Source organism: Streptomyces sp. NBC_00316, assembly GCF_036158715.1.
Taxonomy (GTDB): Bacteria; Actinomycetota; Actinomycetes; order Streptomycetales; family Streptomycetaceae; genus Streptomyces.
In genome coordinates this window covers 1,088,093-1,112,615 of record NZ_CP108023.1, presented here as the reverse complement: position 1 = coordinate 1,112,615, position 24,523 = coordinate 1,088,093, and the positions used below count along the sequence as shown (strand labels likewise).

The following is a 24,523-nucleotide window of genomic DNA, read 5'->3' as shown; positions in this document are numbered from 1 at the left end:
AGGTACCTACTATATCGACGGTGTTAGCGTCGCCGGGTCGCAGCGAGGCCACCCCGCCTGTGACGTCTCTCGCCCACTCGGGCGTGAAGAACACGGTGAAGTGACACGGGAGTTGATCATGATCGTAGTTATGGGAGCGACCGGCAACGTTGGCCGACCGCTTGTGCAGGCACTCGCGGCAGCCGGTGAGCAGGTGACGGCGGTGTCCCGAGGGGTCTCGGACGCCGCCGTGCCGGAGGGCGTCCGACATCAGCAGGCGGACCTGACCACCCCTGAGAGCCTTCGGACTGTTCTCGACGGCGCGGACGCGCTGTTCCTGCACGATGGCGGGCCCAGTGCCCATCTGTTGAGCCCACGGGACATCCTCGACGTCGCGAAAGCCGGCGGAGTCGGACGCATCGTGTTGCTGTCCTCCATAGGAGCCGCCACCCGACCGCAGTCGGCGTCCCATGGAGGCATGATGCGGGCCATCGAGGACGCCGTCCGGCAGTCGGGCATGGACTGGACGATCCTGCGACCCGGTGGCTTCAGCTCCAACGCGTACGCCTGGGTCGAGTCGGTTCGTGCCCAGCGGACGGTCGCCGCGCCGTTCGGTGACGTCGGCCTGCCGACCGTCGACCCCGCCGACATTGCCGAGGTCGCCGCCACAGCCTTGCGCGAGGACGGTCACGCCGGGCAGTTCTACGAGTTGACCGGGCCCGCCCTCAGCACGCCCCGGCAACGGGCCGAGGCGATCGGCGACGCGCTCGGCGAGCCCATCCGGTTCATCGAGCAGACCCGCGACGAGGCGCACGCACAGATGCTGCAGTTCATGCCCGGGCCCGTGGTCGAGACCACCCTTGATGCCCTGGGCGAGCCCAACGCCGCCGAGCAGCGGATCAGCCCCGACGTCGAGCGCGTCCTCGGCCGCGCGCCCCGCACCTTCGCCGACTGGGTCCAGCGTCACATCGCCGCCTTCCGGTAGGACCTGCGCTGTCGGCCGCGGCCGAGGTTCCCGGGGGCCGTCGCCGGCGGTGCCACCCGGATGCCCCGGTTCACGCGGAGGACGATCCCGGACAGCCGGAGCGCCCCGGCGCCGTCCTTCGGGGAAGGGCGACCGCCGGGGCCTGCGGATGCCCGACGTCATCCACTTCTGCTGATCGCCCTGCCTGCCCTGCCTGTTGCCGCCGCCCGTCCGGTGGTCCGGACCGCCACCGAGCGGCAGCGGTTGCGAAGGTCGTCGGGGTCGCTCCCCGCCGTGTCAGCTGGTCAGCAGCTCGGGCACGACGCCGCCCAGTTCGTTGATCGGCTCGGCGAGCAGCCGGTTGAACTCGCGGCCGACCGCGTGCGCATGACGTCGTCGCCTTGCCAGGCCTCGAGGTTCTCCGCAACAGCCTCGGCACTGCCCCGGGTCGCCGGCTCAGAGAGCTGGGTCCGCCCCCCCGGGGAACTGGTGCTCCACCTACGGGACAGCCCTCAGCCTCGCGGAGCGCCGCTGTCGGCCAGGACATCGGCGAAGGCCGTGCCTGCGACGCCGTGGCCGCGCCGGAGCCGCACGACGACGCTCTCGATCATGCTGTCCTTGGCGTCCGAAGTTCTCGCCATCGGTCAGTCTCCCGGCGTCGAGGCGGCGGGTCGGGCGGGCGCCTGCTGGTCCTGTCCGAGCAGCCCCGCAGGCACAGGGAGTCCGAGCGCGCCCAGCAGGGCAGCAACCTTGGCGTCGAGCTCGCGGCCGACCGAAAGGACGCGCTCATCGCCGAAACTCCCGAGCTGGGGGCTCGGCTGGTCCAGGGCGAAGTACGCCTTGCCGTCCGGCGTCTCGTAGAGGAAGAGCCGCAAGGGTGCGTACAGCATCGCGCGCTGGTCATGGCGGTACATCCGCTCGGCGATCGTGTGGTTGCCCATCAGGTACTCGACGCCACGGCCGCCGTCGCCCGCGGAGGCCATCGTCGGGCCGACGTCGATCCGGGCGTAGACGAGAAACCCGTACGGCGCGGCCTTGTCGATGAGCTCCAGCATCTCGTCCCAGTCGGCCCCGCGCTCGATCAGCGCGTCGACCGCGGCCATCGGAACCGTCGGCACGATCGACTCGAAGCGGGCCAGCAGGTCGTCGTAGTCGCCGGCCGCGATCGTGAGCCGGCGCGCCTCATAGTTCTCAGCTGACCAGTCGGCCGTGGTGGGTGTGGAGGCCATTTTCCTGTCCTTCCGCTGACGCGGTTGTCCCGTCTCGATCACAGCCCGAGAAAAGTCTACGCAAAATAGACGAAATGTACTGCTCGGCCGGGGACCGGCGGGCCCGTCCCCGGCGGGCGCGCACCAGGCCGTACCCCGGCTGACGGCCCAATGCCCTTGCGGTGAGAGGCGCCAACAGAAGTCGTTGATCATGTGGCTGTTGGCTTGTCTGCTCGTGGGCCTGGTCGCGGGGAAGGACAGTCGCAGCCGTGGGCCGTGTCGGATGAACTGTGTTCGCTCACCGAGCCGCCGGACCGGCACGCTCTGTGCGGGATCCTGTTCGTGCTGCACACCGGCATCCAGCGGGAGTACCTGCCCCGGAGCTGCGCTTCGGCCCCGGCGTGACCTGCCGGCGGCGCCGGGACGCGTGGAACGAGGCCGGCATGGGGGACCAGTTGCACGTCGTGCTGCTGGAGAAGCTGCGGGCTGCGAGGAGACCGGAGTGGTCGCGGGCGGTGATCGACTCCTCCTGCGAGAGGGCAGCTCGGCGCGGCCCAAAAGCGGTCCCAGTCTCATTCCTGAGGAGTTCTCAGGCCCGGAAGTCCGACCTGCGCTCGGGTGAGGCGTCGGCGAGGGCCTTCGTCACGCCGGCGACGTCGGCGCGGAGCCCGTAGACAGGGCTGCCGGGCTGCTGGCGCCATGAGTCGTCGATGCCGCCGGCGTCCACGGTGTCGAAGCCGAGTTCGTCGATCAGGGCGCGGACGGTCGCCTTGGCGGTCACGTCGTCCGAGGCGACGGGCAGGGCGATCCGCTCGGGGTCCCCAGCCGGCCGCGGCTTGGCGAGGATGTCCTGGGCGAAGGTGCCGTTGAACGCCTTGACGACCGGATGGCCGAGGTGCTGCTCGGTCCAGCGGCTCTCGGTCAGGCCCTCTTCCTCGATCGCGGCGATCCGGCCGTCGCGCTCCTTGGGGTAGTAGTTGCCGGTGTCGATGACGGCGAATCCCTCGGCCGCGCCGTCGAAGAGACCGGAGGGCAGACCGGGGATCCTCCACAGCGGGATGGTCACCACGACGACTTCCGCGCCGCGGGCGGCTTCGGTGGAGGTGACCGGGGTCGCTCCGGTCTCCTCCGCCAGGGCGGCCAAGGTCTCGGGGCCGCGGGAGTTGGCCACGGACACGTCGTGCCCGAGGGCGGTGAGACGGCGGGTGAGATTGCCGCCGATGTTGCCTGCTCCGATGATGCCGATCTTCATGAGCTGTCCTTCGAGGATGGTTCCGGTATCCGGCTTCGCCATCCAGAGTCGGTCAGGCGGGGCTGCTGAGCGCGTCGAACTCGCCGTCGGGCAGGGTGATGAGTACGGCAACCGGTGTGCCCCGAGGGTGCCGGCCGTGCGGGGCTCGACCTTGCGCGAACCGAGGTGTCCGTCAGCTGCTCGCCGGCAGCGCGCCTCGGAAGGTGCGCCGGTAAGCGAGCGGCGACACGCCGATCGAGGCGTGCAGGTGCTGTCTCAGTGAGGTCCCGGCGGCAAAACCCACGCGGCCGGCGATCTCGTCCACCGACAGGTCGCTCGATTCGAGCAGGTGCCGCGCCCGAGCGACCCGCTGCTGGATGAGCCACCTGCCCGGACTCGTGCCGACCTCCTCGTCGAAGCGACGGGCGAAGGTGCGCACGCTCATGCGGGCATGACCGGCGAGCTCCGCCAGGGTCAGCGGCTCGTGAAGGTTCTCCAGCGCCCACTGACGGGTGGCGGCCGTGCCGTTCGCTCCGGGCTCGGGGACGGGCTGTTCGATGTACTGGGCCTGTCCGCCGTCCCGCCACGGCGGTACGACACAGGCCCGCGCCACCCGGTTGGCGGCCTCGCTGCCGTGGTCCTTGCGCACCAGATGCAGGCAGACGTCGACGCCGGACGCGGCACCCGCGGAGGTCAGCACGTCGCCGTCGTCGATGAACAGGACGTCCGGATCCACGGCCACCTGTGGGTACCACTCGCGGAAGATGCCCGCGAGCGCCCAGTGCGTGGTGGCCGGCCTGCCGTCGAGCAGTCCGGCGGCCGCGAGGACGAACGCTCCGGTGCAGATTGACACCAGTCGTGTGCCCGGTGTCAGGGTGGCCAGTGCCTCCGCCACGTCCGGAGACACCCCCCGCGTGATGCGAGAAGTGTCGAAGGGCGGGATGACGACGGTGTCGGCCGTGGCCAGAACGTCCGGGCCGTGCTCGACCGTGATCGAGAAGTCGGCGTTGGTACGCACCGGCCTACCGTCGACGGTGCAGGTCAGGACTGTGTAGCGGCCTTCCGCCGCCCCGAAGACCCGGCTCGGAATGCCCAGCTCGAACGGGTACACCCCGTCCAGGGCGAGAACGACGACACGGTGCTCGTTTCCCATGGCAGGATCCCGTCGAAAGATGGCAATCATGCCATGGTACCGAACGGCGGACTCGGCGACGCTGAAGTCATGAGCCAGACCACCGCGAACAGCACACCCCAGACGCCCGCCACCATGCGCGCCATCAGCCAGGACACCCATGGAGCCCCCGAGGTGCTCAACGAGGTCCGGATTCCCACGCCCGTCCCCGGACCCAGCCAGATCCTGGTCGCCGTCCGTGCAGCCGGCGTCAACCCGACCGACTGGAAGCACCGCGCGCACGGCCTCTTCCTCGACCGGCTTCCGCTCGTCCTCGGCTGGGACGTCTCCGGAGTCGTCGAGGCCGTCGGCTACGGCGTCACCCTCTTCAAGCCCGGGGACGAGGTCTTCGGCATGTTGCCCTACCCGTACGGAGTCGGCTCCCACGCCGAATACGTGACCGGTCCCGCCCGCGCCTTCACCCACAAGCCCTCCGGTATCGACCACATCCAGGCCGGGGCCCTCCCGCTCGCCGCCCTCACCGCGTACCAGGCGATCGTCGACACGGCCGAAGTCCGCCCCGGGCAGAGGGTCCTCATCCACGCGGCCGCCGGAGGCGTCGGTCACCTCGCCGTCCAGATCGCCAAGTCCCGCGGCGCCTACGTCATCGGCACCGCAAGCGCCCCCAAGCACGACTTCGTCCGCTCGCTCGGCGCGGACGAAGTGATCGACTACCGTACGGTCGACTTCGCCGAAGTGGTCAAGGACATCGATATGGTCCTCGACCCCCTCTCCGGGGAGACCCGCGCCCGCTCGCTGGACGTCCTCCGTCCCGGCGGCATCCTCGTCTCGCTGCTGAGCGGCGGCTCACCGGAAGAAGCGGCGAGGGCCGCCGAGTCGGGCGTCCGCGTCGAGACCCTTCTCGTCGAGGCCGACCACGCCGGCATGAACGCGATCGCCGCACTCGTCGAGGCGGGCTCGCTACGCGCTCATATCGAGGCCACGTTCCCCCTGGCGGAAGCCGCCAAGGCCCACGCCCTGGGCGAGACCGGCCGCACCACCGGCAAGATCGTCCTGGTGGTGGAGGAGCACGGAACGATCTGACCGGGCGCCGCGGCCGCAGGGCGCGGGCCTGACAGCTCGCGCCCTGCGAACGGCACGGCCCGGATGCCTGACGAACGGGAAGTGCGAACGCCGGCTCCGGGCCCGGCCTCGCGGACGTGCGCAGCTCCCCGGCGCGCCCTTCTTCGTCCCCGGACCGGGGCGCGGAATGGCCGGACGCTTCGTGCACGCGACGATCCGTCGCTCCGAAAGGCCGACGAAAGCCACCTGCCCTGTCTGCCCACGTCGCTTATCGTCGACGTGATTCCGGCGGAGTCCTCGGCTCGGCCGGACGGGAACCATGACGTGGAGGATGATTGTGCGCTACCGCGAGCTGGGACGCAGCGGACTGTCCGTGTCAGAGATCGGTTACGGCGCCTGGGGCATCGGCGAGTCCAGCTGGGTGGGCGCCACGGAGGACGAATCCGTACGTGCCCTGCACCGTGCCATCGACCTCGGCGTGAACTTCATCGACACCGCCCGTGGCTACGGTGAGAGTGAACGCATCGTCGGCCGGGTCGTCCGCGAGCGGGCCGGTGACGAGGTGCGCGTCGCGACCAAAGTGCCGCCCATGAACCGCATGTGGCCGGCGCCCGGCGGTCTGGACCCGGCCGAGACCTTCCCGGGCGAGCACATCCGCACAAGCCTGGAAACCAGCCTGCGCACCAGCGGCCTGGACCACTTCGACGTACTGCAGTTCCACGTCTGGAACGATGACTGGCTCGGCCGTGGCGACTGGCTGGAGACGATCGCCGAGCTGAAGCACGAAGGGAAGATCCGTCTCTTCGGCGTCTCCATCAACGACCACCAGCCCGAAACCGCCCTCGAGTTGGTGCGCAGCGGCGCCGTGGACACCGTGCAGGTCATCTACAACATCTTCGACCAGGCGCCAGCCGACGAGCTGCTGCCGGCCTGTGAGGAGCACGGCGTCGGTGTCATTGTGCGGGTGGCGCTGGACGAGGGCGGCCTCACAGGCCGCATCACCGCCGGCACGACATTCCCCGAGGGCGACTGGCGCAACCGCTACTTCCGTGACGACCGCCCGGCACAGGTCGAACAGCGGGTGGCCGCCATCGTCGCCGACCTCGGCATCGCCGCCGATGAGATCGCTGAGCACGCATTGCGTTTCGTGCTGAGTTCGCCGGCGGTCTCCACCGTCATCCCCGGAATGCGCACCGTACGCAATGTCGAGCGCAACACGGCGCTGAGCGACGGGCGTCCGCTCACCGCCGACCAGCTCGCCGTGCTGGCCAAGCACCGGTGGCAGCGCAACTTCTACTCCTGATCCACGGGCGCCCTGCCATGGCTGCGGCCGGGCGGTACGCGGCTCACCCCCGTATCTCCCGGCCGTGGCCGATGCCGGCCTCAGGGGCCTGGATGCTCGGGCCCGGGCCACACGGACGACCGGCGAGGCGATCAGCACGGGCTTCAGAGCCGCTGAGGAATTCTTCGGAGGATATCCCCGCGTTCGGGGCGGCGGAGGTCTCCGGTCGTGGGCTCTGTGGTGACGGGCAGGCGCAGGGGAACGTCTCACCACCGCACTCCGTGTGCCGGAGGAGCTCGGCAAGGCGGCGCGCTATCGGGATTCACCCTCAGGGTTGCGACAGCAGGGTGCGCTCACAGTTCCAGTGCCGCAGCCAACCGTCGCCAGTCCTCGCGGGGCGGAGCGCCCCGATCCCCATCCGTGGCCAGCGCCTGCACGGCGACGTGGTCGGCGCCCGCGTCGAGGAAGGCGTCGATCCGCTCGCGGACCCTCTGCTCGTCGCCCCAGCCGATGAGTGTGTCGACCAGGCGGTCGCTGCCGCCACTCGCGAAGTCGTCCTCGGTGAACCCCAGCCGCAGCCAGCTGTCGGTGTAGTTGGGCAGCTGCAGGTAAAGCGCGAGCATCTGGCGGGCCGCAGCTCGTGCGCGGTCGGGATCGGCCTCCAGGACCACGGTGAACTCCGGCGCGAGCAGCGGCCCCTTGCCCAGCTTCTCCCGCGCCTGGGCGGTGTGTTCCGGGGTGACCAGGTACGGGTGGGCGCCCGCGGCGCGGTCGCGGGCGAGCCCGAGCATCCTCGGGCCGAGGGCGGCGAGGACCCGGCGGTCGGCGGGGACTCCGGCAGCGTCCAAGGCGTCCAGATAGTTGTTCATCGCCGCGTAGGGGCGCTCGTACTTCTCTGCGAGCTTGGCGTGGCTGACGCCGAGGCCGAGCAGGAAGCGGCCGGGATGGGCAGTCTCCAGGGCGGACCACCGGGCGGCGGTGTCCTCCGCCTCGTATCGCCAGATGCTGAGGATGCCGGTGGCGACAGTGATGGTCGCGGTCGCGTCGATCAACCGGGCCGCGTCCTCGACGCCACTGGTGCCGAGCCAGAGCGCGCCGTAGCCGAGTTCCTCCAATTCCGCGGCGGCCTCGACGACTTCCGTGGCACGGGCCGAGTCAGAGGCGTGCAGAGCCGCGGTCCACACGCCGTACCGGCCGATGGTCGTGGCCCGCGGTGCGTCACTGTCGCTGAAACCCATGGGACCGTTCCTGTCGCCGGGAGACTGAGGTTCGAGGTCGGTTGTACCAGCCCCGGCAAGACGGTCCTCGTATTCGGCCGTTGAGCGGCGCGCCTTGCCTTGGGCATGGGCGTGGAGCGGGTTGCTCACCCCACGTACGCCGAGCACACCATCACGGTGGTGGTTGCCCGAATCCGCGGACGGGCGGCAAGCAGGCGTGCCCGTACTCTGCGGACGCCGGAGAAGCCCTGGACCGCTCCCAGCCGGGTACCTCCGGGGCCTGGATGAGTATCTGTACGGATGGAGGATGTCAACTCCGGCGAAACGATGGCCACATGACTGCGAACCGGGCGACGGCCGCTGTATCCGCCGTGCGCAACGCCACCGAACGCCTTCCCGGCGTCCTCGGCCTCCTCGGCCTCCTCCTCGCCCTCTCCGCGTGTTCTTCCCAGGACCGTGCCACCGGTCCGAAGGAAGTGCGCGAGCTTGCGGGAAGCACTCAGGCCCGACAGTCCAGGGAGGCGGCCGAGGAACCCCTTCGGACGATGGTGCGCGCCTACGACGAGAACACACCTCTCACCCTTGGTCTGGTGACCGTGAACGACCGGTGTGTCGGGGGAGCGGCGAAGGAGTGGTTCTTCCAGACCGGCGACGACCAGTACAAGATCCGCTGCACCATGAGCGTCACCGCCTACTACGGGGCCGACCCGCACCGGATCGGCGACGTCCTGGACGGCATCTTCACCGCCGGCGACCACGACTCCTCCGCCGGCGCTGCCGCGGGCACGATCCCCTTCGGCCACGACGACTTCCGCAGACGCCTCGTCGCCTACTACCGGGGCCACGGCCAGAACCCGACCGGCCCCGGCACACCCGAACCGGCCCAGGTTTTCGACCCTTGGCAGACCTTGTCGTGGGACACCGTGCGCAGTGCCAAGAAGAGTCTGGTCGCGGAGCCGGATCCGTGTGTGAAGAGCGATCCGCCGGTGACGCGGTGCCTGCGTGAGCCGGCATCGAAGACCGTGGCCGACATTCGCCGACAGTACGGAATGGTGTTCGAGCTGCAGACGTCGATGGCCGAGTACTACCGGGTGTCCAAGAACGGCAAGACCTCATAGGCGTGGCGACACGCATGCGCCATGCGGTCCCGGCTCATCGCGGAGAGAGCTTCAGGGCGGCCGGCCGGCGCGGGCGGGCTCCGGGTGTCCGGCTGCTGTCCGGGGCACGCGGTGAGCAGCCGACGGAGTGGTGCGACGGCGATCGCCGGGATGCGGCGCACGCGCACGCCTTCCGCCGACGGGGACGGTCCGGGCCGGGTACGCCGCGGTGCGTGGCCGTCGACCAGGGGTACACGTCAGATGCGGGGGAGCGGCCTGACGCTCTCGCGGATCACGATGTGCGTGCCCAGGACGTGCCGCTCGGGACCGGTGGCCGGCGGCCGGTCCAGCGCCAGCCGGACCGCGGTGCGGCCCAGCTCCTCGGCAGGGATGTGGACCGTGGTCAGCCGGGGGGTGACCTCGGCGGCCACCGGGTCGTCGTTGTAGCCGACGACGGAGATGTCCTCGGGCACCCGCAGCCCGCGCTCCTGGAGGGCGCGCATCGCGGCGGCCGCGCTCTCGTCGTCGCCCGCGACGACCGCGGTGAAGTCGGGCCGCCCGTCGCACGCGTCGAGGAGCCCGCGCATCACCTCGTACCCGGCGATCCGGCTGAAGTGGGTGCCGTGCAGCCGGGCCGCCGACGGCGGAAGCCCGTGGTCGGCGAGGGCCTTGAGGTATCCGGCGACGCGCGCCTCGCCCGTGGTGTGCCCCGGTTCGTACCCCAGCAGGACGATTTTGCGGTGTCCGGCGCCCAGCAGGTGACTGGTGACGGCATGCGCGCCCGCCTCGTTGTCGTACTCGACGACGATCGCAGGCACATCGGGTGCGGGCGTGGGCCGTCCGCAGAGCACCAGACGCGAACCGGCCGCGGCCAGCGCCTGGGCGTACTGCGCCATGCGCGCCCGGTACTCTTCGTCCTCCGCGACCCCGCCGACCAGCACCACGGCCTCCGCCGCCTGCTCGCGCATCATCTGGACGACGGCGAGTTCGCGGGCCGGGTCACCCCCGGTCGTACACACCAGACAGAGGCGGTCGCGCTTGGCGCTCTCCTCCTCCACGCCCTGGGCGACCTTCGCGTAGAACGGGCTGGTGACCTGGGAGATGAGGACGGCGACGGTCTTGCGGCCGGTGCCGGCCAGGGCGCGGGCGTGCGGGTTGATCACGTAGTCGAGGTCCTTGACGGCACGGAGCACCTTGGTCCGGGCGCCGGCCGAGGTCGCATGGGTGCCGGACAGGACCCGGGAGGCGGTCGCCACCGAGACCCCGGCACGCGCCGCCACATCACGGATGGTGACCCGTTCCCCCACCACTGCCCCCTCTGGTCGTTCGCCGCCCCGGGCGGCAGCACGTGCGGCTGCCACCCGGGACCATCTTGCCCTACCTGCTGGTCAGTGGGCCGACTCGAACTCCTTCACCAGTTCGTCGGCGGCCTTGGCACCGCCCTGGTTGCGCCACTTCTTGTAAATGGAGTCCCAGTCGGAGAGCTTGCTGCGGCCGGAGATGACAGCGGTGGTCCCGTCCCTGAGGAGCTGGCTGAGGGTCGCGTTGTGCTTGCTGAGGGTCTCCGAGACCAGGCCCGCACTGTCGTTGGGCTTCATCATCGGCATCACCTGCTGCTCCCAGGCGTGCACCCGCTCGGTGAGTTCGGGGTCGCCGGGCACGAACAGCACGGTGGGGGCGTCGCAGAGGTAGGCGAACGGCACATTGATCTTGTTCTCGATCAGGCCGAGCGAGGTCAGGAGGGGACTGCCCGTCGCGTCGCGGGTGAAGTGGGTGCCCTCGACGCCGAAGTGCATCAGCTGGTATTCCTCGGAGCCGAACGGCGACGCCAGCCAGTCCAGGACCCGCAGCAGCAGCTTGATGCGGTCCTTCGACGCCTTCTTGAAGTAGGTGCCACCGAAATAGCCGGTGTTCTGCTGGTAGTGGGCGGTCGCGCCGCTGACGGTGTACGGGGTGAGGACGTCGAGTTCGTACGCGCCCTTGATGCCCTGCTGAGCCGGGAGGAGGGAGCCGGCGAAGCCGTCCGCCATGGAGAGCAGGGTGCCGTTGTAGAAGAGGGTCTTGATGTCGACGGTGGAGGTGGAGGAGGCGTCCGGGTAGAACACCTTGTCGTTGTTCCTGGCGACCAGGTACTCCAGCGTCGCCTTGAACTCCTCGGTGCCCCACATGTCGATGGCTTTGCCGTCCTTGATCTCCCAGTCGTTGGGGGCGCCGTGCCACATGGCGTGCGTCTTGTGCCCGTAGACGGTGGACATGGACGAGCCGAGCGCGAACTTCTTGGACGTCGAGGCCTCCTTCACCACGGCCGCGAAGTCCTCGGCGGACATCCCCGGCTTGTAGCCCGCGGCGTCGAACGCGGTGCGGTTGATGAAGATGGCCTCGTTCGGCTTCGGGCGTTCGATGGGCACACCGTACAGCCGGCCCGCGATCCGGCCCAGGCCCTGCCAGGAGTAGGTGGGGATGTTGGCGAGGTTGGGGTACTCCTTGATCGCGTCGCCCGACAGGAACTCGGTGAGGTCGGCGCAGCGTGCCCGTACGAACTGCTCCTTGCTGGGCAGCACATGGCCGCCGCCGACGTTGATGATGTCGGGCAGGTCGCCGCCCGCGATCACGGTGGCCATCTTGGCGTCGAAGTCCGCGTCGGGTACGACGGTGAACTCGATGTCCACACCGAGGGCCTCGTTCATCGCGGCCCAGTACTTGTTCTGCGAGGCGGGCTTGGGCGGGGTGCCGTAGGTGATCGTGATGACCCTGATCTTCTCGCCCCTGCCGGGCTTGTCGGCCACCGCCTTGACCAGCTTGTCGGGGTAGCGGGTGTACCCGGCCTGTACGCCGCTGGAGGACGGTGCGAGTTCGGGCGCGGGTACGGGGGCGGCGACGTAGGCGGGCCAGGGCGCCAGTTTCGTACCGGCGTTGCTGACCTGACGGTCCTTGGAGCTGGTGGAGCATGCGGTGAGTCCGGAGGGGGCGGCGATCGCGGCGCCACCGACGGCGATGGAGCGCAGCAGGGTGCGGCGCGAGAGGGAGGAGGACATGGCGAGGTAAACCCTTCGAGTCGGCTCTGGGGCTGGGGTGTGGGAGAGGTGGGGGTCAGCTCTTGATGGCGCCGGTGAGCACGCCCTTGGTGAAGTACTTCTGCAGGAAGGGGTAGACGATCAGGATGGGTACGGTCGCGATGACGAGCACCGCCATCTGCGTCGTCTGCGGGGCGGAGATCATGCCCGCCTCGCTGGCCCCGGTGTCGGCGATCTGTGCGCCGCCGATGACATAGGTGCGCAGGACCTGCTGGAGCGGCCAGTGGTCGGAGTTCATATAGATCGAGGCATGGAACCAGGCGTTCCAGTAGCTCACCGCGTAGAAGAGGCCGACCACTGCGAGCGCGGCCTTGGACAACGGCAGCACGATGCGCCACAGGGTCTGCCAGTCGCCCGCGCCGTCCAGGCGGGCGGCCTCGTACAGCTCTTCGGGTATCCCCTGGAAGAAGCCGCGCAGGACCACCAGGTTGAAGACATTGATGAGCACGGGGGCGATCAGTGCGGCGTAGTTGTCGAGCAGCCCCATCCCCTTGACCAGAAGGAAGGCAGGGATCATGCCTGGCGGAAAGAGGAAGGTGAAGAGGATGAGCATCAGTGCCGGCTTGGCGCCGAAGACCTTGGGACGGCTCAGCGCGTACGCGAGGAACGTCGTGCAGGCGAGCGAGAGGAGCGTCCCGCACAGGGTGACGCCGACGCTCACCCCGAGCGCCTTGGTGACGATGCCGCCGTCGAGGATCTGCCGGTAGGCGCGGGTGGTCGGGTGCGAGGGCCAGAGCACCCAGCCGCCGTTGTCGACCACCTCCTGGTTGGAGGCGAGGCTGGTGGAGACGATCACCAGGAAGGGCACCAGGACCAGGACGAGCAGGACGGTGAGGGCGACGGCCTTGCCCGCCTGGGTGACGGGCCTGGGCTTCTCCGCCCAGGCGGGACGGATGTGCCGGGCCGGGCGTGCGTGGTTCGCTGTGGTGGTCACTTGTAGATCCCCTGCTCTCCGAGCCGGTGCGCGACCTTGTTGGCCGCGAAGACGAGGGCCGCGCCGACGACTCCCTTGAAGAGGCCCGCCGCGGCCGCGTATCCGGTGTCACCGCCGACCAGGCCCTGCCAGAAGACGAAGGTGTCGAGGATCTCCCCGGCGCCGGGTCCCACCGTGGACCGCTGCAGCAGCATCTGCTCGAAGCCGACGGACAGTACGTCGCCGAGCCGCATGATCAGCAGGAGCACGATGACGGGCCTGATGGACGGCAGGGTGACGTGCCAGAAGCGGCGCCATGGGCCCGCGCCGTCGATGGCGGCCGCTTCGTAACTCTGCTCGTCGACCTGCATCAGGGCGGCGAGGAAGATGATCGTGCCCCAGCCGGCGTCCTTCCAGACGACCTGGGCGACGACGAGCGGCCTGTATGCGTCGGGGTTGCCGATGATGTCGACCGTGTGCAGCCCTGCATCGCCCAGCACGCTGTTCAACAGGCCCGTCGAACCAAGGACTTGCTGAAAGAGGGCGACGACGATGACCCAGGACAGGAAGTGCGGCAGATAGACCACGGACTGCACGAAGCGGCGCAGCAGGTCCGAGGTGAGGCCGTGCAGCAGCAGGGCGATGGCCAGCGGTACGGGGAAGAAGAAGATCAGTTGGAGCAGGGCGATCGCCAGGGTGTTCCAGGTGGCGTGCCAGAAGTCCGGGTCGCCGAACATCCGGCTGAAGTTCTCGGCGCCGACCCAGGGGCTGGCCCACAGTCCGTCGAACGGCACGTACTCCCTGAACGCCACGACGTTGCCTACGAAGGCGCCGTAGTGGAAGAGCAGGAAGTACACGAGCCCCGGGAGCATCAGCAGCACCAGGGTCCGACTCGAATGGAAACGCTTCCACCTGTAATTGCCTGAGGGATTGGGTGGGTTAGGGGGATACGTCCGCTCGATGGGTGGCTCTACCGCTCCGCCGCCGGTCCGATTCTCTGTCACCGTGGGCACGGCAACCCCTCCGTCGTGGGAACAAGGTGCGAGGAATCTAAAGCGGTTACATGAGGCGGTCAACCCATCGCGTCCATGGTCCTCTTGACCTCTCGCGAGAAATCGCTCTAACCTCCTGCACTGTTGTGGAACCGGTTACAGTCAGAGAGTGGGTGCCGTGGCCGACCGACCAACCACCGCGCTGGCCATGGGTCTTGACGTGGCACGGGCGGTGTTCCCGCCCGAGCTGCGTGAACGGCTGCTGCGCTGCGTCGATTTGGCGGACGAACCGCTGACGGGGTCGCTCACCGGAACGGAGGCGGGCGCCGTCCTCGCCGACACGCAGCTCCTGATCACCGGCTGGGGCTGCCCGCCGCTCGCCGCGGATGTGCTGGCCCTGGCGCCACGGCTGCAGGCGGTCGTCCACTCCGCGGGATCCGTCAAGAGCCTGGTCACAGAAGCGGTGTGGGAGCGCGGTCTGCTCGTCTCCTCGGCGGCGGACGCCAACGCGGGCCCCGTCGTGGACTACACCGTCGCCGTCATCACACTCGCCTCGAAACGCGCCCTGTCCACCGCTGCGCGCTACGGGGAGGGCTGGCCCGCATTCTCGGAGCGGGAGGGCGCGGACGGCCGGACGGTCGGCATCGTCGGCGCCTCGCGTATCGGCCGCGGCGTGCTCGCCCGGCTCTCCGCTTCGGACAGCGACTACCACCTTCTGCTCACCGACCCGTACGTCACCGGGCGGGAGGCGGCATCCCTGGGCGCCGAGCTGGTCCCGCTCGACGAACTCTGCCGCCGGAGCTCGGTGGTGAGCATCCACGCCCCCCAACTCCCCGAAACGCAGCACCTGATGGACGCGGCGATGCTGGCGCTCGTCCCGGACGGGGCCACTGTCGTCAACACGGCGCGCGGCAGCCTGCTCGACACCGACGCCCTGACCCGTGAATGCGCCTCGGGCCGTCTGGACGCCTTCCTCGACGTCACCGACCCGGAGCCGCTCCCCGCCGGCCATCCCCTCCTCACGCTCCCCAACGTCCTGACCACCCCGCATCTCGCGGGTGCCCAGGGCAGCGAGGTGCGCCGCCTCGGCGTCTACGCCGTCGAGGAGGCGGAGCGCTTCGCCCGCGGGCAGCCCCTGCGCGGCGGCCTCGGGCGAGCCGACCTGACACGGCTCGCCTGAGGCCGCTCACGGGCGAGAGATGCATAAAGCATTCATATAAAAATGCTATGCTTCAAGCATGGGCAGTCAAGACGCAACTCGTCGCGCTTCCACTGCAATCGGGTCAGCCCTCTACGGACTGGCTACCAGGGCCGTGAGGCGTCTTCCACGTGACCTGAGCCTCACGTCCGCTGCCACCCTGGCCACCCTGGACAGGACCGGCCCACGACGCATCACCGATTTGGCCGTGATTGAGGGTGTCACCCAGCCCGCGATGACCGTCCTGGTTCGGGTGATGGAGAAATCCGGGCTGGTCGAGCGCAGAGGCGACACGTCCGACAAGCGGGTCACGCTGGTGTGTCTGACCGAGGCCGGCGCGTCTTACGTCCGGGCGCGGCGCCGGGCGGGCGTCGATGCGTTTGGGCAGTTGATCGACAAACTCACTGACGACGAGGTCGAGGCCTTGGTGGCAGCCCTTCCGGCGCTGCTGCATCTGACAGAGCTCGACAGTCAAGATCGAGAAGAGTCGAAGCAGTGACAGGCTGGTTCACTCGGCGGGGTCACTCAAACTCCGACGGAGGCCTGGGGCGGATGCGGGAGATGGTCGCCGAGCTGGACGAGCCGTGGGCGGAAGGGGTCCGGACTCGCATCCGTCCCGGCCTGTTCGACCACATCACGACCGGGACCAACCGATGAGCACTACCCCGGAGCACTCCGAGGCGCGGCTGCTGGTCCCCTCCCTGATGTTCATCGCCCTGGTCGTGGCGGCAGTCGCCAGCCTCGGGACGCCGCTCATCACCAGCGTGGCGACCACGTTCCACGTCTCACTCGACAGCGCGCAGTGGACGCTGACCATCGCGCTGCTGAGCGGCGCCGTCGCTACGCCCGTCCTCGGCCGGCTCGGAGCCGGCCCACACCGACGAGCCACGATTCTCGCCACGCTGGCGGTCGTCGTCGCCGGCAGTGCGCTCACCGTGCTGCCGCTGCCGTTCGCGTGGCTGCTTGTCGGTAGGGCGGCCCAAGGCGTCGGGCTCGGTCTGACGGCGCTGATGATGGGCGTGGCCCGTGACCATCTTCCCGAGGGGCGCAGCGCGGCCACGATCGCCCTGATCTCGGTGGTCTCGATCATCGGGGCCGGCGTCGGTTACCCGCTCGCCGGGCTGCTCGCCGAGCTCGGCGGGGTGCGGGCCGCCTATGGCCTCGGTCTGTTCGTCACCGCTATCGCTTTCCTGGCCGCGTGGCGCTCCATCCCCGTAGCTCCCGAAGGCCGCTCCGCTCACGTGGACGTAGCGGGCGCGCTCGTCCTGGCGGGTGGACTGTTCCTCGTCCTGTTCCTCGCAAGCGAGACGAGTCTATGGAGCCATCACCTCGCCGTGGCGGTGGTCCTCACCATCGTTGCCGTGCTCTTGCTCTGCATCTGGACCGCTTCCGAGCTGCGCAGTAAGACGCCCCTGGTCGATGTCCGGGCGGTGCGGCACCCGGCGGTCGCCGGGGCGAATATCGCCATGTTCATCGGCGGGATCGGCATGTACCTCCTGCTCACGCTCATCACCCGGTACGCGCAGACGCCGAAAAGCGCCGGTTACGGCTTCGGGCTGACCACCTTCGTCGCCGGGCTGGTCCTTGTCCCGTTCTCTGTGCTGGGGTTCGTCGCCGGCAAGCTCACGCCTCGGGTTCGCGAACGGGTCGACGCCCCCTTGCTCTTGGCCGGCAGCGCCGTCGTCGTCGGTGGCGGGTTCGTCCTCTTTGCGGCGGCCCGGTCGAACCTGGCCGAACTGTTCGTAGCAATGGGTGTGCTGGGCTTCGGTGTCGGCAGCTTCTCGGCCGCCATGCCCGGCGTCATCCTGGCCGTCACCCCCAAGAGCGAGACGTCGAGCGCCATGAGCTTCAACTATGTCGTCCGTAGCGTCGGTTACTCCCTGGGCAGCGCCATAGGTGGCCTGGTCCTGGCCACCGGCACCGACACCGGCCATCTCTTCCCGAACGACGGCGCCTACACCACGGCAGCGCTGGTCGGCATCGCCGCGATGGCGATCACGACCATGGCCGGCCTCGCTCTCGCCCGCCAACGCTCGCCCGGGACCAACCCGACCGCAGCCCCGACCGGCACGCCGAGCCAGGGCCGGTCGAGTCGATGACCGGCCCGCCGGAAGGGCGGCGGCCCGACGTGGCGGCCCGCATGTTCGCACCCTCGATCGGGGTACCGGAGGACATCGCCAACGCGAACAGCACCGCGTGCTCGCCGCCCACCGGGCCGGGCAGGGCGCGATCGAACTCACCGTGGAGATGGGCGAGAGCCTCGGCAGCCCCTCCTCGATCACGGCCACCGTCCGGTGCACGCCGTCGGGCCCCCGTGTCGAGCTCGCCGGTGCCGCAACCGTCGCTCACGTTCGAAGGCTGCGACTGTGAGAGCGCGGCTGCGACCCAAGCCGGGCGCCGCAGCTGCACCGACTTCACCGAATGCACGAATTTCGCGGTTTTCCCTACCGGAGGCTCCCGATGAATGAAATCGATGCGCAGGTCCGAGAGTCGGCGGTGCGAACCGCGCTGGCTGAGGACTGCGCCGGCGACGACGTCACCACACTCTGGGCGGTGCCCGCCGACGCGCGTGCCCACGCGCGCATCCTGGCCCGACAAGACGGCGTGGTCGCCGGCCTCCCGATTCTCGGCGAGGTTTACCGACAGCTCGGCCACGACGTCGAGGTGAGTGTGCACGTAAAGGACGGAGAACGTGTTCAGGCAGGACAGAGCCTGGCGGAACTGACCGGACCGTCGCGCGCCATCATCACCGGAGAGCGCACCGCATTGAACTTCCTGCAGCGCATGTCGGGCATCGCCACCCACGCCGCGGCGTTCGTGGACGCGGTGGCCGGACTGCCGGTGCGAATCCTGGACACCCGCAAGACGGCACCCGGGCTTCGCGCCCTGGACAAGTACGCGGTCGCGACCGCCGGGGCGAGCAACCACCGCCTCAACCTGGCCGCAATGGTGCTGCTCAAGGAGAACCACATCGCCGCGGCGGGCGGGGTCGGCGCCGCCGTCGCAGCCGTCCGCGCACACAACGCCGCCGGCATCGCCGTCGAGGTCGAAGTCGAGTCGGTGGCCCAGGCAGCCGAGGCGCTGCGCACCGGAGTCGAGTGGATCATGCTGGACAACATGTCCCTGCCGGACATACGCCAGGTCGTCGCGATGCGCGCGGCACACGGCACCCGCATCGAAGCCTCCGGAAACGTCGGCCTGGACAGCGTCAAAGCGATCGCGCTCACCGGAGTCGACGCCATCTCCGTCGGCGCCATCACCCACAGCGCACCCGCCTTCGACCTCACCCTGCTCCTGAGCCGGATCCGGGACCGGAGCCCTCGGAGGCACGTCGATGTTGTCGCCAAGGAGTGAACCACCCCATCCACCAACGCCTGCGGTTGAGGCGTGGAGACCGGCCCGGGAGCTCCCCAGCCGGCCCGCTCGACGCGGAATACCCACAGGTTGAGACCGCACCGACCGGCATCGTGATCGACATCACCGACGCGCAGGGGGAGCGCCTCTTCAAGGAAGTCACCCGCGAGGAGGTCGAGACCGCCGTGGCGCGCGGCCGCGCCGAGGCCGTGGCACCGATCGTCATCCCCGGGCCCGCGTCACCCGCCCCCTGACCCTGACGACAGCCAAGGCGCCGGTGAGGCGGACCGGTCACCTGTCAGCCGTGCCGCGCACATAGCCCGTACACCGCGGAGACCCACATCAGCCGGGCGATGACCGGGCTCGGCGCCCGTGGCCGGGCCCAACTCACGGTCCTCGCCCCTGAGTCGGGTCTTTCCGCGCGCGACGGGCCCCGCACGCAGGGAAGTGCCGGGTCGCACGGCGGGAACCACCGGCCCGGACGTGCCCGTGGCCGGCGGCCGTACTCACGGAGCGGTCCCCTGCGGGTCCTCGGCGGGCGTGGTCCGTCCGGGGATCGCCGACCACTGCCAGTCGCGGACCTCGGGCAGGTCCTCGCCGTGGGTGCGGACGTAGTGGCGGTGCTCGATCAGCTTGTTGCGCAGTTCCTCCCGGCGGTGCGCGGAGATCCCCTGCAACCGGGGCACGCGGTCGATGACGTCGATGGCCAGGTCGAACCGGTCGATCCGATTGAGTACACACATGTCGAAGGGGGTGGTGGTGGTGCCCTCCTCGAGGTAGCCGCGGACGTGGATCTGGTCGTGGTTGGTGCGCCGGTAGGTCAGGCGATGGATCAGCCACGGGTACCCGTGGTAGGCGAAGATGACCGGCCGGTCGGTCGTGAACAGCGCGTCGAAATCCTGGTCCGACAGTCCGTGCGGGTGTTCCCGTTCGCTCTGCAGGCGCATCAGGTCCACCACGTTCACCACCCGCACCCGCAGTTCCGGGAACCAGCCGCGCAGGATCTCGGCCGCGGCGAGGGTCTCCATCGTGGGTACGTCGCCGGCACAGCCCAGCACCACGTCGGGCTCGACGCCGGCGTCCGTGCTGGCCCACTCCCAGATCCCGATCCCCTTGGTGCAGTGCACGATCGCGTCGTCCATGCCCAGGTACTGCAGTTGCGGCTGCTTGCCGGCGACGATGACGTTGACGTACTGCTTGCTCCGCAGGCAGTGGTCGACCGTGGACAGCAGCGTGTTGGCGTCCGGCGGCAGATAGACCCGGATCACGTCGGCCTTCTTGTTCACCACGTGGTCGATGAAGCCCGGGTCCTGGTGGGAGAACCCGTTGTGGTCCTGCCGCCACACATGGCTGCTCAGAAGGTAGTTGAGGGAGGCGATGGGACGCCGCCATTCGATGCCTTCGGTGGTCTTCAGCCACTTGGCGTGCTGGTTGAACATCGAGTCGACGATGTGGATGAACGCCTCGTAGCAGGAGAAGAACCCGTGCCGGCCGGTCAGCAGGTAGCCCTCCAGCCAACCCTGGCAGGTGTGCTCGGACAGGATCTCCATCAGCCGTCCGTCGACGGCGAGGCCCACATCGTCCGGCTCCATCCGGGCCTCCCAGGTGCGTTGCGTGGCCTCGAGGATGGCGCCCAGCCGATTGGAGTTGTTCTCGTCGGGCGCCAGGACCCGGAAGTTGGTCATGTTGCGGCGCATCACGTCCCGCAGGAAGGTGCCCAGGACCCGGGTCGACTCCACCGCACCCGTGCCAGGTGACTCGACCGGCACCGCATAGTCGCGGAAGTCCGGCATCCGTAGGTCGCGCAGCAGCACACCGCCGTTGGCGTGCGGGTTGGCGCTCATCCGCCGGTCACCCGCCGGGTGCAGGTCACGGATCTCGGGTACCGGGGCGCCGGACTCGTCGAACAGTTCCTCGGGGCGGTAGCTGCGCATCCACTGTTCCAGCACCGCCCGGTGTGCGTCGTCGCCGCGGGCGTTGCTGAACGGCACCTGGTGCGAGCGCCAGGAACCCTCCACCTTCAGCCCGTCGACCTCCTTGGGGCCGGTCCACCCCTTCGGCGTGCGCAGGACGATCATCGGCCAGCGGGGCCGCTCGGTGACTCCGTCCCGGCGGGCGCGCCGCTGGATCCGTGCGATCTCGTCCAGGCACCGGTCCATGGTGGCCGCGAAGTCCTGGTGCATCTCCGCAGGGTCGGAACCCTCCACGAAATGGGGGACGTAGCCGTAGCCGCGCAGCAGCTGGTCCAGCTCCTCGGGTTCGATGCGGGCGAGCACGGTAGGGCTGGCGATCTTGTAGCCGTTGAGGTGCAGGATCGGCAGCACCGCACCGTCCCGCTGCGGGTCGAGGAACTTGTTGGAGTGCCAGCTGGTCGCCATCGGGCCCGTCTCCGCCTCCCCGTCGCCGACGACGGCGGCGACGGTCAGCCCGGGGTTGTCGAACGCGGCGCCGTAGGCGTGCGACAGCGCGTAGCCGAGCTCGCCGCCCTCGTGGATCGATCCCGGGGTCTCCGGGGCCACATGGCTGGGGATGCCGCCGGGAAAGGAGAACTGGGTGAAGAGCTTCTTGAGTCCGGTCGTGTCCTGGGGCACGTCTGCGTAGACCTCGCTGTAGGTGCCTTCCAGCCATGCCGCCGCCACCGGTCCCGGCCCGCCGTGACCGGGACCCATCACGTAGATCATGTCCAGGTCGCGCCGGGTGATGCAGCGGTTGAGGTGGGCGTAGATGAAGTTGAGCCCCGGGGTGGTGCCCCAGTGCCCGAGCAGTCGCGGCTTCACATGTTCGGGGCGCAGTGGTTCGCGCAGCAGTGGGTTGTCCATCAGGTAGATCTCGCCGACGGACAGGTAGTTCGCCGCCCGCCACCACGCGTGGATCCGGCGCAACTGCTCCGGATCGAGTGGGCCCGCGGCGACTCGGGTCGCCGTAGTCTGCGTTCCGTCCATGTCCATCCCAACCTTCCCTTAGGTACAGCCCGGCTGCCACGACCGGGGAGTACGCAGCGCCACGACGGACTGGTGGCCCACAGCGATCAGCGGTGCACGAATGCACGACGGCAGCAGGCACGCCGGTCACGAGGGCCACGTCGTGAGTGCGCGCGAGGCGGGCGGTCCTCCTCGGCCTCGCCACGCGTGGTGACGGACGAGGCCGGGGCTCCCGCCGGACCCCTCTCGCGGCGGTCGGGATGGTGTGGCGAGCGGTGTCTGCACCGGAGCGGCGACCTGTTCGCGGTCCGACTCGGAGGCGGCGAACCGGTTGGCCCATGGCGACGGACTCCTCGGCTCCACGGACACACCACGGATCGGTCCGGCCGCGGCGCGGAGCCGACGCGTCACCCTTGCGACGAGGTCCTCGCAGCCGGTTGTCGCGCCGTGGGCAACGGTGCCCCGGGTCGGGATCAGGCGGAACCGACGACCCCCAGCTCGTCGAACACCCCGGCCCGGCCCTTCCCAGCGTGAATCCTTGCCCGGCCGGGCGCAACCGCGCCCGCATCGTGCCGCCCGGCCCGGCGTCAGGACCTTTCACGAGGTCCGCTCCCGCGTCGTCACCGGACTTTCGATCCCGTGACAGAGGTCGTCACCCGCCGCACGCCTCCGCCGACGCAGGGGAGTCGATCCCCTTCGCGGGCTCCCGACCGTCAGAGGGGACCAAGATCGTTCTCGTCGGCACATCGGCGGACAGGTGTCCGGTGTCGGCCTTTACCCCACCTCGACGTCGGCCGGTAACTCATTCCTTGGTGCCTCATCCATCCATCCGTGGTCGCCCGCGGTTTACTCAGGGGGTGGTGTCGTGTGGCGTCGCCCGTCGTTCCGTGCTCCAGCGCCGCCAGGCGAGGATGAAGCCGACTCCCGCGATGAGCGCGGGGATGGCCAACTCGGTTGCCAGCGACGCCATCCAGCCGGGGTTCATCTGGTGCGTCAAGCCGCTGGAGTACTGACAGGTGGCCTGAGGGGGGAAGAAGCTGTACTCCAGAGTCCGTGGCGGATTGGTCCCCCAGTCCGCGCCTGCGGAGCAGGCCGACGACGGCCCCGCCAGCAGTCGCCATCCGACCAGCGCGTAGAACATGAGGAACACGGCGCCGGTGACGACGAACGCCCTTCGCGTGCGGCGGAGTTTCGCACCTCTGGGCATCGGCACCACCAGACCGCTTCCGAGGCGCGGATCCAGACACTCCGCGATCAGGGCTACGAACAGGCAGGTCACCATGGTCAGCAGACTGGCCCAGAGCAGCACGCCGAGCACTCCGTGCCCTCCGACGGACGACACCTCTCCACGTTGGAACTCGCAGATGGTGGCAGGCGGAAACGCCTGATCCCGTACCCGCAGGAGCCGACCCGGTCCCTGCGTCAGTCCCTGCATGCACCGCTCGTCGAACTCCATCATGCCGAACAGGGCGAGCGCTGAGCCGACCACCACGATGCCGAGCGATATGCCTGCTGTGACCCATAGGCCGCCCGTCCGATAGCTGCCGTGCGTACGTGTGCTTGACATTCGCGGACAGTAACCCGAGCCAGTGGCTGCCCGGCCTGCTGGATCGCCATCCGGCTCACGTGATCGGCAGTGATGGGGATCCTCGAAATCGAAATCGGCGAGGGCTGCTCTTCGTCCCCAGGCCGTTGTGCGTCGAACGGCGTGGGAGGGCGGCAGAGGTGAGCCGGCCGCCGCGATCTGTGATGCGCGCTTTCAGCTTGCGGTCCGCTCCGGGGGGAAGTCGGCGCTCGAAGTGCACCTCGCGCCGGCCGCTCGGCCACCGCGAGCATGACGTACCTGGGGTTCACGGCTACGTCCCGGCTGCGCAAGGATCGGAGCATGCAGTCGACAAGTGTGTGGCGGGAGCTCCGCCGCGACGGAGCGCGGTTGGCGATCAAGGACTACGGCGGGGACGGGCCGACCGTGCTCCTCATGCATGGCCTGGCCGGTGAATCAGGTGAGTGGGACGCGACCGCAGCAACTCTGCTGCCCGGACTGCGGGTGGTGGCGTTCGACCAGCGCGGGCACGGCCGCAGCGAGCGGCGGCCGACGGATATGTCGCGGGCGGCGTTCGTGGCGGATGCCGCGGCCGTTGCCGTGTCGCTGGGCGTCGGCCCGGTCGTGGTCGCCGGGCAGTCCCTCGGCGGGCACACCGCGATGCTGATGGCGGCCCGCCATCCCGACCTGGTGTGTGGCCTGGCCATGGCGGACGCATCGCCCAGCAAGGGATGCGTGTCGGAGCGGCAGAAGGTCGTCGACTGGCTCCGCTCGTGGCCGGTGCCGTTCACGGACCGAGAGGCAGCCACCGCCTTCCTCCCGCACCCCGCATGGGTGGACGGCCTTCAGTGGCGGGCAGACGGCGGCTATCCGCAGTGGGACGCCGACGTGATGACGGCCGCACTCGCGGACGACGCACCCCACTGGGCGGATTGGGAGGCCATCCGCTGCCCCGCGGTCCTCGTCCGTGGTGCGCGCGGGATCGTGCCGGAGGCGGAGGCTCACGAGATGCGCGCCCGGCTGCCGAACAGCCGGATGGTCACCGTGGACGCCGGGCACGACGTACACCTGGAGGCGACCACCGAGTGGGCAGCGGCGCTCGCCGCACTGGCACAGCGACGATACGAGGCCGATTGACTGCTGGTGAGCGCACAAGGAGCGCCAACCAATGCGCCGGGGCATGGCTGACCTGGGCTGCCGTGACCAGACCGGGGGACCCTTGGACACCTGGCGATCGTCGCGTGGGACCCGTCGGGTGGCCGCGCGGAACCGGTGTGCATCGTGGGGGACACCCTTCACTCCCCGGCGCGGGTCCGGCAAGGACTGCGGCGCGGCCGGCCAGGCGCAGGCTGCCTG

At 69.6% G+C, this 24,523-nt stretch carries 23 protein-coding genes; 12 read left to right on the top strand and 11 right to left on the bottom strand.

The window, feature by feature from the left end; all coding sequences use genetic code 11:
* Nucleotides 1-118 precede the first annotated feature (118 nt).
* Nucleotides 119-964, top strand: coding sequence for an NAD(P)H-binding protein (locus tag OG878_RS05100; RefSeq protein WP_328885638.1), 846 nt, complete (start codon nt 119-121; stop codon nt 962-964).
* Nucleotides 965-1,455: 491 nt separating this feature from the next.
* Here the strand turns inward: OG878_RS05100 and OG878_RS05095 are convergent, their stop codons facing one another.
* Together OG878_RS05095 and OG878_RS05090 are read right to left on the bottom strand one after the other, a co-directional pair.
* Nucleotides 1,456-1,584: a hypothetical protein gene (locus tag OG878_RS05095; protein ID WP_328885637.1), complete on the bottom strand. Its 129-nt coding sequence runs from the start codon at nt 1,582-1,584 to the stop codon at nt 1,456-1,458.
* A 3-nt stretch (nt 1,585-1,587) separates the two neighbouring features.
* Nucleotides 1,588-2,172: a DUF302 domain-containing protein gene (locus OG878_RS05090; RefSeq protein ID WP_328885636.1), complete on the bottom strand. Its 585-nt coding sequence runs from the start codon at nt 2,170-2,172 to the stop codon at nt 1,588-1,590.
* Between the two features lie 255 nt (nt 2,173-2,427).
* Between OG878_RS05090 and OG878_RS42185 the strand changes: the two genes are divergently transcribed.
* Nucleotides 2,428-2,556 (top strand): hypothetical protein, encoded by a 129-nt coding sequence (locus OG878_RS42185; protein ID WP_443049059.1) that lies wholly within the window; start codon nt 2,428-2,430, stop codon nt 2,554-2,556.
* Between the two features lie 184 nt (nt 2,557-2,740).
* Here OG878_RS42185 and OG878_RS05080 read toward each other — a convergent pair whose 3' ends face one another.
* Together OG878_RS05080 and OG878_RS05075 are read right to left on the bottom strand one after the other, a co-directional pair.
* Nucleotides 2,741-3,445, bottom strand: coding sequence for an NADPH-dependent F420 reductase (locus tag OG878_RS05080; protein ID WP_328885635.1), 705 nt, complete (start codon nt 3,443-3,445; stop codon nt 2,741-2,743).
* Nucleotides 3,446-3,575: 130 nt separating this feature from the next.
* Nucleotides 3,576-4,535, bottom strand: coding sequence for a GlxA family transcriptional regulator (locus tag OG878_RS05075; RefSeq protein ID WP_328885634.1), 960 nt, complete (start codon nt 4,533-4,535; stop codon nt 3,576-3,578).
* A 114-nt stretch (nt 4,536-4,649) separates the two neighbouring features.
* Here OG878_RS05075 and OG878_RS05070 point away from each other — a divergent pair, with 114 nt between their 5' ends.
* Both OG878_RS05070 and OG878_RS05065 read left to right on the top strand, forming a co-directional pair.
* Nucleotides 4,650-5,597 carry an NADP-dependent oxidoreductase gene (locus tag OG878_RS05070; protein ID WP_328891138.1) on the top strand — a complete coding sequence of 316 codons (948 nt, stop codon included), beginning with the start codon at nt 4,650-4,652 and terminating at the stop codon, nt 5,595-5,597.
* Between the two features lie 316 nt (nt 5,598-5,913).
* Complete coding sequence (locus OG878_RS05065; protein ID WP_328891137.1) at nt 5,914-6,879, top strand: aldo/keto reductase; 966 nt, start codon at nt 5,914-5,916, stop codon at nt 6,877-6,879.
* Nucleotides 6,880-7,211: 332 nt separating this feature from the next.
* On the opposite strand, the gene OG878_RS05060 is transcribed toward OG878_RS05065, so the two are convergent.
* Nucleotides 7,212-8,096, bottom strand: coding sequence for an LLM class F420-dependent oxidoreductase (locus OG878_RS05060; protein ID WP_328885633.1), 885 nt, complete (start codon nt 8,094-8,096; stop codon nt 7,212-7,214).
* 314 nt (nt 8,097-8,410) lie between these two features.
* Here OG878_RS05060 and OG878_RS05055 point away from each other — a divergent pair, with 314 nt between their 5' ends.
* A complete protein-coding gene (locus OG878_RS05055; RefSeq protein ID WP_328885632.1) occupies nt 8,411-9,193 on the top strand; it encodes a hypothetical protein in 783 nt (260 codons plus the stop codon).
* Nucleotides 9,194-9,429: 236 nt separating this feature from the next.
* On the opposite strand, the gene OG878_RS05050 is transcribed toward OG878_RS05055, so the two are convergent.
* From OG878_RS05050 to OG878_RS05035, 4 genes are all read right to left on the bottom strand, one after another.
* Nucleotides 9,430-10,479, bottom strand: a complete 1,050-nt coding sequence (locus OG878_RS05050) for a LacI family DNA-binding transcriptional regulator (RefSeq protein WP_328891136.1) — start codon at nt 10,477-10,479, stop codon at nt 9,430-9,432.
* 81 nt (nt 10,480-10,560) lie between these two features.
* Nucleotides 10,561-12,207, bottom strand: a complete 1,647-nt coding sequence (locus OG878_RS05045) for an extracellular solute-binding protein (RefSeq protein WP_328885631.1) — start codon at nt 12,205-12,207, stop codon at nt 10,561-10,563.
* Between the two features lie 55 nt (nt 12,208-12,262).
* Nucleotides 12,263-13,180, bottom strand: a complete 918-nt coding sequence (locus OG878_RS05040; protein ID WP_328885630.1) for a carbohydrate ABC transporter permease — start codon at nt 13,178-13,180, stop codon at nt 12,263-12,265.
* Nucleotides 13,177-14,031, bottom strand: a complete 855-nt coding sequence (locus OG878_RS05035) for an ABC transporter permease (protein WP_328885629.1) — start codon at nt 14,029-14,031, stop codon at nt 13,177-13,179. The genes OG878_RS05040 and OG878_RS05035 overlap by 4 nt, the downstream gene beginning before the upstream one ends.
* 328 nt (nt 14,032-14,359) lie before the next feature.
* Between OG878_RS05035 and OG878_RS05030 the strand changes: the two genes are divergently transcribed.
* The 6 genes from OG878_RS05030 to OG878_RS05005 all read left to right on the top strand — a co-directional run bounded on the left by OG878_RS05030 (nt 14,360) and on the right by OG878_RS05005 (nt 18,957).
* Nucleotides 14,360-15,331, top strand: coding sequence for a hydroxyacid dehydrogenase (locus OG878_RS05030; protein ID WP_328891135.1), 972 nt, complete (start codon nt 14,360-14,362; stop codon nt 15,329-15,331).
* A 58-nt stretch (nt 15,332-15,389) separates the two neighbouring features.
* Complete coding sequence (locus tag OG878_RS05025; RefSeq protein WP_328885628.1) at nt 15,390-15,848, top strand: MarR family winged helix-turn-helix transcriptional regulator; 459 nt, start codon at nt 15,390-15,392, stop codon at nt 15,846-15,848.
* 154 nt (nt 15,849-16,002) lie between these two features.
* Nucleotides 16,003-17,448: an MFS transporter gene (locus OG878_RS05020; protein ID WP_328885627.1), complete on the top strand. Its 1,446-nt coding sequence runs from the start codon at nt 16,003-16,005 to the stop codon at nt 17,446-17,448.
* A gap of 97 nt (nt 17,449-17,545) precedes the next feature.
* Entirely contained in the window at nt 17,546-17,719 is a 174-nt protein-coding gene (locus tag OG878_RS05015; RefSeq protein ID WP_328885626.1) for a hypothetical protein, read from the top strand.
* 90 nt (nt 17,720-17,809) lie between these two features.
* Nucleotides 17,810-18,703, top strand: coding sequence for a carboxylating nicotinate-nucleotide diphosphorylase (gene nadC, locus OG878_RS05010; RefSeq protein WP_328885625.1), 894 nt, complete (start codon nt 17,810-17,812; stop codon nt 18,701-18,703).
* 113 nt (nt 18,704-18,816) lie between these two features.
* Nucleotides 18,817-18,957, top strand: coding sequence for a hypothetical protein (locus OG878_RS05005; RefSeq protein WP_328885624.1), 141 nt, complete (start codon nt 18,817-18,819; stop codon nt 18,955-18,957).
* 252 nt (nt 18,958-19,209) lie between these two features.
* Here OG878_RS05005 and OG878_RS04995 read toward each other — a convergent pair whose 3' ends face one another.
* Complete coding sequence (locus OG878_RS04995) at nt 19,210-21,651, bottom strand: phosphoketolase family protein (RefSeq protein ID WP_328885623.1); 2,442 nt, start codon at nt 21,649-21,651, stop codon at nt 19,210-19,212.
* 823 nt (nt 21,652-22,474) lie between these two features.
* Nucleotides 22,475-23,191, bottom strand: coding sequence for a hypothetical protein (locus OG878_RS04990; protein WP_328885622.1), 717 nt, complete (start codon nt 23,189-23,191; stop codon nt 22,475-22,477).
* A 318-nt stretch (nt 23,192-23,509) separates the two neighbouring features.
* Between OG878_RS04990 and OG878_RS04985 the strand changes: the two genes are divergently transcribed.
* A complete protein-coding gene (locus tag OG878_RS04985) occupies nt 23,510-24,304 on the top strand; it encodes an alpha/beta fold hydrolase (RefSeq protein WP_328885621.1) in 795 nt (264 codons plus the stop codon).
* Nucleotides 24,305-24,523 lie beyond the last annotated feature (219 nt).

Bases quoted from the DNA above. Each gene is read 5' to 3' on its own strand.
- OG878_RS05035 (WP_328885629.1), bottom strand. From the start codon at position 14,031: ATGCTCCCGGGGCTCGTGTACTTCCTGCTCTTCCACTACGGCGCCTTC.
- OG878_RS05045 (WP_328885631.1), bottom strand. From the start codon at position 12,207: ATGTCCTCCTCCCTCTCGCGCCGCACCCTGCTGCGCTCCATCGCCGTC.
- OG878_RS05070 (WP_328891138.1), top strand. From the start codon at position 4,650: ATGCGCGCCATCAGCCAGGACACCCATGGAGCCCCCGAGGTGCTCAAC.
- OG878_RS05020 (WP_328885627.1), top strand. From the start codon at position 16,003: ATGAGCACTACCCCGGAGCACTCCGAGGCGCGGCTGCTGGTCCCCTCC.
- OG878_RS05080 (WP_328885635.1), bottom strand. From the start codon at position 3,445: ATGGCGAAGCCGGATACCGGAACCATCCTCGAAGGACAGCTCATGAAG.
- OG878_RS05025 (WP_328885628.1), top strand. From the start codon at position 15,390: ATGGGCAGTCAAGACGCAACTCGTCGCGCTTCCACTGCAATCGGGTCA.
- OG878_RS04995 (WP_328885623.1), bottom strand. From the start codon at position 21,651: ATGGACATGGACGGAACGCAGACTACGGCGACCCGAGTCGCCGCGGGC.
- nadC (WP_328885625.1), top strand. From the start codon at position 17,810: ATGAATGAAATCGATGCGCAGGTCCGAGAGTCGGCGGTGCGAACCGCG.
- OG878_RS05030 (WP_328891135.1), top strand. From the start codon at position 14,360: ATGGGTCTTGACGTGGCACGGGCGGTGTTCCCGCCCGAGCTGCGTGAA.
- OG878_RS04985 (WP_328885621.1), top strand. From the start codon at position 23,510: ATGCAGTCGACAAGTGTGTGGCGGGAGCTCCGCCGCGACGGAGCGCGG.
- OG878_RS05095 (WP_328885637.1), bottom strand. From the start codon at position 1,584: ATGGCGAGAACTTCGGACGCCAAGGACAGCATGATCGAGAGCGTCGTC.
- OG878_RS05090 (WP_328885636.1), bottom strand. From the start codon at position 2,172: ATGGCCTCCACACCCACCACGGCCGACTGGTCAGCTGAGAACTATGAG.
- OG878_RS05100 (WP_328885638.1), top strand. From the start codon at position 119: ATGATCGTAGTTATGGGAGCGACCGGCAACGTTGGCCGACCGCTTGTG.
- OG878_RS05055 (WP_328885632.1), top strand. From the start codon at position 8,411: ATGACTGCGAACCGGGCGACGGCCGCTGTATCCGCCGTGCGCAACGCC.
- OG878_RS04990 (WP_328885622.1), bottom strand. From the start codon at position 23,191: ATGTCAAGCACACGTACGCACGGCAGCTATCGGACGGGCGGCCTATGG.
- OG878_RS05060 (WP_328885633.1), bottom strand. From the start codon at position 8,096: ATGGGTTTCAGCGACAGTGACGCACCGCGGGCCACGACCATCGGCCGG.
- OG878_RS05075 (WP_328885634.1), bottom strand. From the start codon at position 4,535: ATGGGAAACGAGCACCGTGTCGTCGTTCTCGCCCTGGACGGGGTGTAC.